Origin of the sequence: Bacillus nitratireducens (genome assembly GCF_001884135.1) — a bacterium.
Lineage (GTDB): Bacteria > Bacillota > Bacilli > Bacillales > Bacillaceae_G > Bacillus_A > Bacillus_A nitratireducens.
Genome location: NZ_MAOC01000032.1, coordinates 1 through 10,726 on the forward strand (window position 1 = coordinate 1; position 10,726 = coordinate 10,726).

Annotated in this window: 12 protein-coding genes and 1 riboswitch; all 12 genes read right to left on the reverse strand. The window is 38.2% G+C overall.

From position 1 onward, the window contains the following. Nucleotides 1-1,368, reverse strand: a 1,368-nt coding sequence (gene sufB / locus BAU23_RS12955; RefSeq protein WP_071734591.1) for a Fe-S cluster assembly protein SufB, incomplete at its 3' end; no start/stop codon positions are given. 48 nt (nucleotides 1,369-1,416) lie between these two features. Further along, nucleotides 1,417-1,848 (reverse strand): Fe-S cluster assembly sulfur transfer protein SufU, encoded by a 432-nt coding sequence (sufU, locus tag BAU23_RS12960; RefSeq protein ID WP_000009523.1) that lies wholly within the window; start codon nucleotides 1,846-1,848, stop codon nucleotides 1,417-1,419. Beyond that, the gene (gene sufS, locus BAU23_RS12965; RefSeq protein ID WP_001020755.1) at nucleotides 1,838-3,058 is read right to left on the reverse strand and encodes a cysteine desulfurase SufS; all 1,221 of its coding nucleotides are present in this window, start codon (nucleotides 3,056-3,058) and stop codon (nucleotides 1,838-1,840) included. Before sufS ends, sufU begins: the two co-directional genes overlap by 11 nt. Continuing rightward, a complete protein-coding gene (gene sufD / locus BAU23_RS12970; RefSeq protein WP_000152177.1) occupies nucleotides 3,058-4,350 on the reverse strand; it encodes a Fe-S cluster assembly protein SufD in 1,293 nt (430 codons plus the stop codon). The genes sufS and sufD overlap by 1 nt, the downstream gene beginning before the upstream one ends. Before the next feature lie 15 nt (nucleotides 4,351-4,365). Next, nucleotides 4,366-5,151, reverse strand: coding sequence for a Fe-S cluster assembly ATPase SufC (gene sufC, locus BAU23_RS12975; protein WP_071734592.1), 786 nt, complete (start codon nucleotides 5,149-5,151; stop codon nucleotides 4,366-4,368). A gap of 238 nt (nucleotides 5,152-5,389) precedes the next feature. After that, entirely contained in the window at nucleotides 5,390-6,196 is an 807-nt protein-coding gene (gene metQ, locus BAU23_RS12980; RefSeq protein WP_000722406.1) for a methionine ABC transporter substrate-binding lipoprotein MetQ, read from the reverse strand. Nucleotides 6,197-6,265: 69 nt separating this feature from the next. Then, nucleotides 6,266-7,078, reverse strand: coding sequence for a methionine ABC transporter substrate-binding lipoprotein MetQ (gene metQ / locus BAU23_RS12985; RefSeq protein WP_016130794.1), 813 nt, complete (start codon nucleotides 7,076-7,078; stop codon nucleotides 6,266-6,268). A gap of 22 nt (nucleotides 7,079-7,100) precedes the next feature. Further along, nucleotides 7,101-7,766 (reverse strand): methionine ABC transporter permease, encoded by a 666-nt coding sequence (locus BAU23_RS12990; RefSeq protein ID WP_002129754.1) that lies wholly within the window; start codon nucleotides 7,764-7,766, stop codon nucleotides 7,101-7,103. Continuing rightward, nucleotides 7,759-8,784, reverse strand: a complete 1,026-nt coding sequence (locus BAU23_RS12995; RefSeq protein WP_000601785.1) for a methionine ABC transporter ATP-binding protein — start codon at nucleotides 8,782-8,784, stop codon at nucleotides 7,759-7,761. The genes BAU23_RS12990 and BAU23_RS12995 overlap by 8 nt, the downstream gene beginning before the upstream one ends. 310 nt (nucleotides 8,785-9,094) lie before the next feature. Then, nucleotides 9,095-9,202, reverse strand: a riboswitch (SAM riboswitch). Nucleotides 9,203-9,327: 125 nt separating this feature from the next. After that, nucleotides 9,328-9,672: a hypothetical protein gene (locus tag BAU23_RS13000; protein ID WP_000781228.1), complete on the reverse strand. Its 345-nt coding sequence runs from the start codon at nucleotides 9,670-9,672 to the stop codon at nucleotides 9,328-9,330. Between the two features lie 154 nt (nucleotides 9,673-9,826). Continuing rightward, nucleotides 9,827-10,135 carry a thioredoxin family protein gene (locus BAU23_RS13005; RefSeq protein ID WP_080120005.1) on the reverse strand — a complete coding sequence of 103 codons (309 nt, stop codon included), beginning with the start codon at nucleotides 10,133-10,135 and terminating at the stop codon, nucleotides 9,827-9,829. 3 nt (nucleotides 10,136-10,138) lie between these two features. Continuing rightward, the gene (locus BAU23_RS13010) at nucleotides 10,139-10,483 is read right to left on the reverse strand and encodes a toprim domain-containing protein (RefSeq protein WP_000640865.1); all 345 of its coding nucleotides are present in this window, start codon (nucleotides 10,481-10,483) and stop codon (nucleotides 10,139-10,141) included. Nucleotides 10,484-10,726 lie beyond the last annotated feature (243 nt).

A 10,726-nucleotide genomic window follows, 5' to 3' on the forward strand; every position in this document is an offset into this window, starting at 1 on the left:
GATTAGGCGGTTCATTTCAACTGCGTATTCCATTGGAAGTTCGCGAGTGAATGGCTCGATGAAGCCCATTACGATCATTTCTGTAGCTTCTTGCTCAGAAATACCGCGGCTCATTAGGTAGAATAATTGTTCTTCTGATACTTTAGATACTTTCGCTTCGTGCTCAAGTGAAACGTAATCGTTTTTGATTTCGTTATAAGGAATTGTATCAGATGTAGATTGGTTATCCATGATTAACGTGTCACACTCGATGTTAGAGCGAGAGTTTTTCGCTTTTGGTCCGAATTGTACGATACCACGGTAAGTTACTTTACCACCATGCTTCGCAATCGATTTAGAAACGATTGTTGAAGATGTGTTTGGTGCTAAGTGAATCATTTTCGCACCAGCATCTTGGTGTTGGCCTTTACCAGCAATCGCGATAGATAATGTTAAACCACGAGCGCCTTCGCCTTTTAAGATAACTGCTGGGTATTTCATCGTTAATTTAGATCCGATGTTACCGTCAATCCATTCCATCGTTGCGTTTTCTTCACAAACCGCACGTTTTGTAACTAGGTTGTATACGTTGTTCGCCCAGTTTTGGATTGTTGTATAACGGCAATATGCATCTTTCTTAATGATGATTTCTACTACCGCACTGTGAAGTGAGTTAGTCGTGTAAACAGGTGCTGTACAACCTTCTACGTAGTGTACGTGTGCGCCTTCGTCTACGATGATAAGCGTACGCTCGAATTGTCCCATATTTTCAGAGTTAATACGGAAATACGCTTGAAGTGGTGTATCAACTTTAATACCTTTAGGAACGTAGATGAATGATCCACCAGACCAAACTGCAGAGTTTAATGCAGAGAATTTGTTGTCTGTTGGTGGGATTACTTTTCCGAAATGCTCACGGAAAATATCTTCGTTCTCTTTTAATGCGCTATCTGTATCTTTGAAGACGATTCCTAGAGCTTCTAGGTCTTCTTTCATGTTGTGGTATACAACTTCAGATTCGTACTGTGCAGATACACCAGCTAAATATTTTTGCTCAGCTTCAGGAATACCTAATTTATCAAATGTCGCTTTAATTTCCTCAGGTACTTCATCCCAAGACTTCTCAGATTTCTCAGATGGTTTTACGTAGTACGTAATTTCATCGAAATCTAAGTCGTTTAAGTCGCCGCCCCATTGTGGCATTGGCATTTCATAGAACTTATCCAGTGATTTTAAACGGAAGTCTAACATCCACTGTGGTTCTTCTTTCATACGTGAAATCTCTTCAACGATTTCTTTTGTTAAACCGCGTCCAGCACGGAAAATCGAAACGTCTTTGTCTTTGAAACCATATTTATAATCGCCGATATCTGGCAGTTGCTTCGCCATGTTGGTGTGTCCCTCCTTAGATAACCTCGTTTTTAGGAACCTTTAACATTACTTATCTTCGTTTAAGCCCTTTTCTAACGCTTTCCACGCTAATGTTGCACATTTAATACGTGCAGGGAACTTGCATACGCCTTGTAATGCTTCAATATCTCCTAAATCAATGCTGTCATCGTACTCTTTTCCTAGCATCATGTCAGAGAAAATTTTAGAAAGCTGAAGTGCCTCTTCAATTTTCTTACCTTTTACTGCTTGTGTCATCATCGAAGCTGAAGACATTGAGATAGAACACCCTTCTCCTTCAAACTTCGCCTCTTGTACAATACCTTCTTCTACTTTCATCGTAAGTTGAATACGATCGCCGCAAGTTGGATTGTTCAAGTTAACGGTAACACTATCTTCTAGCACGCCATGGTTACGAGGATTTTTATAATGATCCATAATAACTTGACGATATAACGTATCTAAATTATTAAATGACATTTGTGAAATACTCCTTTGTCTTGATTAGCGATTCAACAAATGTATCAATTTCTTCTTTTGTATTATATAAATAGAAGCTTGCACGTGCTGTAGAAGAAGCTTTTAGCCACTTCATAAGCGGTTGTGCACAGTGATGTCCTGCGCGAACCGCAATGCCTTCTACATCTAATACTGTTGCTACATCGTGAGGATGTACGTCTTCAATATTAAATGTAACTAGACCAGCGCGATGCTTCGGACCATAAATTGTAACGCCATCTACTTCTGATAGTCTTTCTAAAGCGTATTGCGCTAATTCATGCTCATGCTTTTCAATATTATCAAGACCGATTTCTTCTAGGAAATCAATTGCCGCACCAAGTCCGATTGCATTACCGATAATCGGTGTACCTGCTTCAAACTTCCACGGAAGCTCTTTCCACGTAGATTCTTGTAAATCTACGAAATCAATCATTTCACCGCCAAACTCAATTGGCTCCATATTGTTTAGCAATTCTTTCTTACCATATAATACGCCGACACCTGTTGGTCCGCACATCTTATGAGCAGATAATGCGTAGAAATCACAGTTTAAATCTTGTACATCCACTTTCATATGAGGTGCACTTTGTGCTCCATCAACGATCATGATTGCACCGTTTTCATGTGCGATTGCTCCGATTTCTTTTACAGGGTTAATCGTTCCAAGTACGTTTGACACGTGCATAATAGAAACGATTTTTGTATTCGGTGTAACTGTTTGACGAACATCTTCTAAAGAAATTGTACCGTCTGGTTGAAGCGGAAGGTATTTTAAAGTTGCGCCAGTTTTCTTCGCAACTTGTTGCCACGGAATGATGTTACTGTGGTGCTCCATGTAAGAGATGACGATTTCATCGCCTTCTTTTACATTATCAAGACCATAGCTAGCTGCTACTGTATTTAATGCAGTTGTCGTTCCGCGCGTGAAAATAATCTCTTCCATTGATTTCGCGTTAATAAACTTGCGAACTTTCTCACGTGCACCTTCATACGCGTCGGTAGCTTTCGTACCGAGCGTATGAACACCGCGATGCACGTTAGAATTATATTCTTTATAGTAACGTTCTAACGTTTCAATGACTTGAATTGGTTTTTGAGAAGTTGCTGCACTATCGAAATAAACAAGTTGTTTGCCGTTCACTTTTTGATCAAGAATTGGAAACTGTTTGCGTATTTCATGAATATTCATTAGCGAACTTTCCTTTCAATTACCTCAACAAGCTGTGCTTTTACTCCTTCAATTGGAAGCTCATTTACTACAGGTGCTAAGAATCCATGGATGACTAAACGTTCTGCTTCGCGTTTTGGAATACCACGGCTCATCAAGTAGTATAATTGGTACGGATCTACGCGGCCTACTGAAGCTGCGTGACCTGCCATTACATCATCTTCGTCAATTAAAAGAATTGGGTTTGCATCCCCGCGAGCTTTCTCATCTAACATAAGAACGCGAGAAGATTGTTGTGCATTTGATTTAGATGCACCGTGTTCAATCTTACCAATTCCGTTAAAGATAGATGTTGCACTATCTTTTTGTACACCGTGTTTTAAGATCCAACCTTCAGAGTGTTTACCGAAGTGAACAACTTTAGTTGTAAAGTTTTGTGTTTGGTTACCACGGCCAATTGTTACTGTTTTCGTATCAGCATATGAACCGTCGCCCATTAAGTTCGTAACGTTCTCTGAAATTGTGTTTCCGTCATTCATAAGGCCTAAAGCCCAATCAATACGGCCATCGCGTCCAACAACACCGCGGCGGTTAACGTAAGTTGTTACGTCTTTTGCTAATAGATCAACCGCACCGAACTTCACTTGTGCGCCCTGTTCCACGATTACTTCTGCTACGATATTTGCAATACCTTTAGCATTTTCATTTGCAACGTAGTTTTCTACATAAGTTGCAGTACTGTTCGCATCAGCTACGAATAATACGTGGTTATATACGTTAGCTTCTTCGCCGTCTACTAAGAATACAGCTTGAAGTGGAGTTTCAAGAACAACGTTTTTCGGAACATATACGAATGCACCGCCGTTGATTAATGCAGCATGAAGTGCAGTTAAACGATGCTCGTCTACTTTCACGCCATCTTTCATTAAATACTTTTGTAATAATTCAGCATGCTCTGTTGCAGCTGTTACGATGTCTGTAAAAATAACACCTTTTTCTTTTGCTTCGTCTGCTAAAGAAACGAAAGCAGTTGTACCAGTACGTTGTACTAATACGCTGTTATTTTCATCGATTAAGTTTTTCACTGCTTCTGGAAGCTCTGTTAAAGAACTTACAGGCTCTTGCTTAGCAGCGTCGCCTTTTCCGATAAAGTCCCATTTTTCAATTTTCGTTTTATCAGGCGTTGGCATTGGAAGTTCAGTTGCTTGTGCAAGAGCTTGTAAGCGGAACTCAGTCAACCAAGCAGCTTCGTTTACTTCGCTTGCGCGCTGACGGATTGTTTCTTGATCGAAAGGTAATGTACCGATTGTCATGTTTATGCTCCTCTCTTACGCTTCTTGCTCTGCTGTTTCGTCTTCAATACCTAATTCTTTTTTAATCCAGTCGTAACCTTCAGCTTCTAGACGTTGTGCAAGCTCAGGGCCACCAGATTTAACGATACGACCGTTCATCATAACGTGAACGAAGTCTGGAGTGATGTAGTTTAATAAACGTTGGTAATGCGTAATCATTAGGCAACCGAACTCTTTGCCACGCATTTGGTTAATACCTTTAGATACAACTTTTAATGCATCGATATCAAGACCTGAGTCGATTTCATCTAAGATTGCGATTTTTGGCTCAATCATCATTAATTGAAGAATTTCGTTACGTTTTTTCTCTCCACCAGAGAAACCTTCGTTTAAGTAACGTTGTGCCATTTCTGGATCCATTTCTAGGAATTCCATGTTTTTATCTAAAGTACGGATAAATTTCATAAGAGAAATTTCATCGCCTTCTTCACGACGTGCGTTAATTGCAGAACGTAAGAAGTCAGCGTTTGTTACTCCGCTAATTTCACTTGGATATTGCATTGCTAGGAATAGACCGGCTTGTGCGCGCTCATCTACTTCCATTTCTAATACATCTTCACCGTCGATGATGATGCTACCTTCTGTTACTTCATATTTTGGGTGACCCATAATTGCAGAAGATAAAGTTGATTTACCTGTTCCGTTAGGTCCCATAATTGCGTGGATTTCTCCACCCTTTACTTCAAGGTTTACACCTTTTAAAATTTCTTTGCCATCAATTGATACGTGTAAGTCTTTAACCGTTAATGTAGAACCAGCCATCTCAATACCTCCATTAATCCTATATATACATTTTAAAAATTCCTAAAACGTTCATATTCTCATTTTATTCTCATTCTAATCTTATATCAAATAAAATGATATCGCAAACGACGAAAAAAAGTAACAATTTTTTCACAAATGTATATAAGTATTTCCCTTGCATCCTTATATAATACACCTTTCTTCTTATTTATATAAAGAAAAAAGGACTGGAAATTTTCCAGTCCTTTCCTTGTGTTTATTCACTTACCGGAAGTACAGCACCTTTATATTCTTTATTAATAAAGTCTTGAATTTCTTTTGAATGCAGTACTTCTACTAATTCTTTAATTTCTTTTTTCTTCTCGTCACCTTTACGAACTGCAATAATATTTGCGTACGGAGAGTCTGATCCTTCAATCGCAATTGCATCCTTTGTTGGATTTAACTTCGCATCAATTGCATAGTTTGAATTAATGAATAAAGCATCGCCTTCATTATTTTCATACAGCTTTGGTGACAATCCAGGCTCTACATCTGTTTTAAACTTTAAGTTTTTCGGATTTTCTACAACATCTTTCACTGTTGCTTTAACAACATCTACACCGTCTTTTAATTTAATAACGCCGCCTTTTTGTAACAATGCGAGCATACGGCCACGCTCCGCTACGTTATTACTCATAATAACTGTTCCACCATCTGGAAGTTCTTTTAAACTTTTATATTTCTTAGAATAAATGCCCATTGGCTCTAAATGGATTTTTCCTGCGTTTACAATTTTATATCCCTTTTCTTGAATTTCTTTATCTAAGTAAGGAATGTGCTGGAAGTAGTTCGCATCAATTTCCTTATCCGCTAACGCTTTATTCGGCAGAACATAATCCTGAAACTTTTTAATCTCTAATTTAATACCCTTTTTCTCTAGTATCGGCTGTGCCTTTTCTAAAATAACAGCATGCGGCACGTTAGAAGCTCCCACAACAAGCTTATTCTCTTCTTTCCCCCCGCAAGCAGCTAATGTAAATACAGATAATGCTGTAACAACTGACAGTAGAATCTTTTTCATATGACGTCCCCTTCTCCCTATAGTTATGTAGTAAAAAAGGACCGGCATACACCAGCCCTTTTTCAGCAATTATTCTTTTACAGGAATAACTGCCCCTTTATATTCTTTGTTAATAAAGTCTTCAATCTCTTTAGAATGCAGTACTTCTACAAGAGCTTTAATCTCTTTTTTATCTTTATCGCCTTTACGAACAGCTACTACGTTTGCGTATGGAGAATCATCACCTTCAATTGCAATTGCATCTTTTTCTGGGTTTAATTTCGCATCAATCGCATAGTTAGAGTTAATTAAAACAGCATCGCCTTCTTTATTGTTATACACTTGTGGCAATAGGCCCGGCTCGATATCTGTTTTGAATTTTAAGTTTTTCGGATTATCTGCAATATCTTTTGGAGTTGCTTTAACTGGCTCTACTCCGTCTTTAATTTTTAAAATGCCTTCTTTTTGTAAAATTGCTAAACCACGACCATGATCAGTAACAGAATTACTCATAATAATTGTCGCCCCGTTTGGAAGTTCTTTTAAGCTCTTATATTTTTGAGAATACACACCAATCGGTTCTAAATGAATTTTTCCTGCTATTTCAAAATCATATTTCTTATCTTTCATTTCTTTTTCTAAATACGGAATGTGCTGGAAGTAGTTCGCATCTAATTCTTTATCTGCTAACGATTTATTCGGTAACACGTAGTCTTGGAATTTTTTAATCTCTAACTCAATTCCTTTTTTCTCAAGTAACGGTTTTGCCTTTTCTAAAATTTCAGCGTGCGGTACGTTAGAAGCACCAACAACAAGTTTCTTTTCATCTTTATCTTTCCCGCCACAAGCAGCTAAACCAAATATTGAAGTTGAAATAAGTGCTGTAAGTAATAATTTTTTCATTTGAAATATCCCCCTGTTTTCATTATCTTTTATCTATTCGAGTCGTTAAACTATCACCAATCCACTGAATTAAAAATACAACGAGTAATACACAAATTGTCGCAACGATTGTTACATCGTTATTCCCTCTCTGGAACCCCTCTAAATAAGCAAGTGTTCCAAGGCCACCAGCACCAACAACTCCTGCCATTGCTGTATAGCCTACTAAAGCAATTGTCGTAACCGTAATACCAGATACTAACGCTGGTAACGATTCTGGAATTAACACCTTCAAAATAATTGTGCTTGTTTTTGCTCCCATCGCTTTTGAAGCTTCAATTACACCTTTATCAATCTCGCGAAGCGCGATTTCAACCATTCTCGCGTAAAACGGTGCTGCACCAATAATTAAAGCTGGCAGCGCTGCACTCGCTCCGAGTATTGTTCCAAGAAGAATCTTTGTGAACGGGATTAATAAAATAATTAAAATGATGAACGGGATAGAACGGAAAATATTTACGAACGCTCCAATCACCGTATTAATTGCTTTGTTTTCCCATAAATTATCTTTCGCTGTCATAAAGAGTAATAATCCTAAAATAAGTCCTAAAACAAATGTGGCAAGCGCTGCGATTGCCGTCATATATAACGTTTCACCAGTTGCTTCTAACATTTGATTCCAATCAATATTTGCGATTAACTTATCCATGTGCAATCACCTCCAGCTCTACTTGATCTTGATGAATTCCTTCTATCGCTTGCTGGATCGCTGTTTCTTCGCCATTTAAATGAACGACTAAACTACCGTAAGAACCGTTATTTGTTTGTGCGATATTTCCTTGCAAAATGCTAACTTCTATATCACCGCGCTGCATTAACCTTTGAAGTACCGGTCTTTCTACGGCTTCACCGATAAACTGCAAGCGAACCACTTTTCCATCTGGATATTTTTCTATTAAACTTTCAATCGTTTCATTCGTATCTTCAGAATCAGTTAATTGCTGTACGAAGCGTTTTGTAATGTCCTGCTGTGGGTTACGGAATACGTCAAGTACTGGACCTGTTTCTACGATCTTCCCTTTCTCCATTACAGCAACTCGATTACAAATCTTCCGAATCACGTGCATCTCATGTGTAATTAATACAATTGTTAAGTTGAGGCGCTTATTAATGTCTAATAATAAATCTAAAATTTGATCCGTCGTTTCTGGATCAAGAGCTGACGTTGCTTCATCACATAAAAGTACTTGTGGATTATTTGCTAACGCTCTTGCAATCCCAACGCGCTGCTTTTGTCCACCACTTAACTGAGATGGATATGCGTCTCCTCTTCCTTCTAATCCAACGAGATGAATTAACTCATCAACCCGTTTTCTTCTCTTCGCCTTATCCACACCCGCAATTTCGAGTGGGAATTCGATATTTTCGCGTACAGTTCGTGACCAAAGTAAGTTAAAGTGCTGAAAAATCATTCCGATTTCTTGTCTTGCCTTACGAAGTTCACTTCCTGTAATTGCTGAAATTACACGATTTGCGATTGTAATTTGACCAGACGTTGGTTTCTCTAACTGATTAAACAATCTAATTAAAGAACTTTTCCCAGCGCCACTATATCCGATAACACCAAATATTTCGCCTTTCTCTATTTGTAAGTTGGCGTTATCTACAGCAGTGACATCACCGCTTTTTGCCTTATATATTTTCTTTACATTTTCTAATAAGATCATGATGTTCACCCCTTTTTTGTTTAAAAAGCGTAAGCGGCTCGTTTAGAACAAGAGGGCGCCCGAATCCCAGACGTAGAGGCGCTTTTTGCCTCATAGGAAGGGATGAAACGACCGACTGTTCTAGCCGCTGGAGCTAGATTTCATAAAACTTTGGATAGACTCCGCAATTTTTTTATTTTTGATGCGTGTAGTCCATCGGTATAGCTCCTCTTATTATTTGAATGTCCTCCACATTCAAACAACAAAAAAACCTTTCCGCTTTTAGAGAAGCAGAAAGGTTTATATGCGTATATAACAACATTATCCCTCTCTCTCATCTCTCAAAGCATTTGCTTTGCAGGAATTGGCACCATTTCAACATAAGTTGACGGTTGCCGGGCTTCACAGGGCACAGTCCCTCCACCTCTCTTGATAAGAGAAATCAGATTACATTTTCGTCTGATTTGTAATTTATTAAATTGTCTATATTTTATGAATTGAATTGTATCAATATCCATACGCCATGTCAACAGAAATTTTCGTAAAAAAAGAAACTTCAGACTTTTAGGCACCTACTGACATCGGTTTACATATATGAAACATCGATTCGACTAATAGCATCGTTCGATACGTTCCCGAATATTGTACACGTCCATCATTCATTAACATTTGCAATCGTACATTTCCGTTCACCAATTGTTTTACATCTTCCTCATCTACACAAACGATTTGTTCTGTTCCTCTTTCCTCTTTCAAAAGTTCAATATAATCCCTTGAAATTTGTAATGAACAGCATTCATCTCCAAAACGAAAATTAACAGTTCTTTCTCCTTGTCTTAAAAGCGGTTCTAAATGATATTGACCATTAGCGTAATTTACAAATGATTGTAGCAAAGAATATAATTTCACCCTAAATCACATCCTTCATATCACTTTCTATTACACATACCATTCCCTCTCACTAAAGAGCAATCCTGTAACTTTCGCTCGACAAATACTGTAACCACCCTGCATCTCGACATATTTCCCAAGAAATATGTCGAGGCGGCAAAAACTTTGCCGCCTACTTTAATTCCGTATATAAATATTCAACCGAATGAAATGCATATATCTTCTTCATCAGTGTCCCATTTTCAAAAATAAGTAAACACGGCACACTTTCGATTCCATACTCTTTCGCTAAATGCGGAGCATAATTTAAATCTAACATTCCAATTTTCAAATCTTCAATCGTCATCTCGACAACCGTTAACATCTTTTTTGCTAATTGGCATGTTCCACACATTGGTGTATATACATATAGCACTGTTTTTTCTTCGTTTTCTATTAGGGCTGTAGCTTCGGTACCTGTCCAGTCAATCACTTCTATCATTCCTTACCGTAAATATTCTGTATAAACGTCAATGTCAGCTCCCCATAATACATTTGCTAAATGTGAAGAAGGCGCAGTCGCCACCTCGCGATACGAGCGATCAATATAAATATGCTCTGCTTGCGGAAATTCTTTTCGAAATTGTTTCCTTAACTTTTCCCCTGCATCATCAGCATCCACTAGCACATATACGTCCTTATCAAAAAATTGATCAATGAGCTCATCCATTTTCGACAAACCAATTGTACCATTTGTACAAACAATTTCCACCGGTTCACGAATAATAGATTCAATCTTTCTTCTGTCTGACTTACCTTCTACAATAATGACTTTTTCCACATAAATCATATGTCATCACCCGATCACCATATACTATACAACCTTTAACTTAGTATATAGTATATTCGTTATTTTCATGTTGTTTCCTGTTTATTTTTGCAAAAGAAAAGCGCAAGCGGCTCGCTCAGATTGTGAGGGGGATGGAGCTTCTGACGTAGAGGCGCTTTTTGCCTTGTAGGAAGAAGCGAAGCCACCAAACAATCTAGCCGCTGGAGCTGGATCATAAAGAAAAGCGCAAGCGGCTCGAACAGA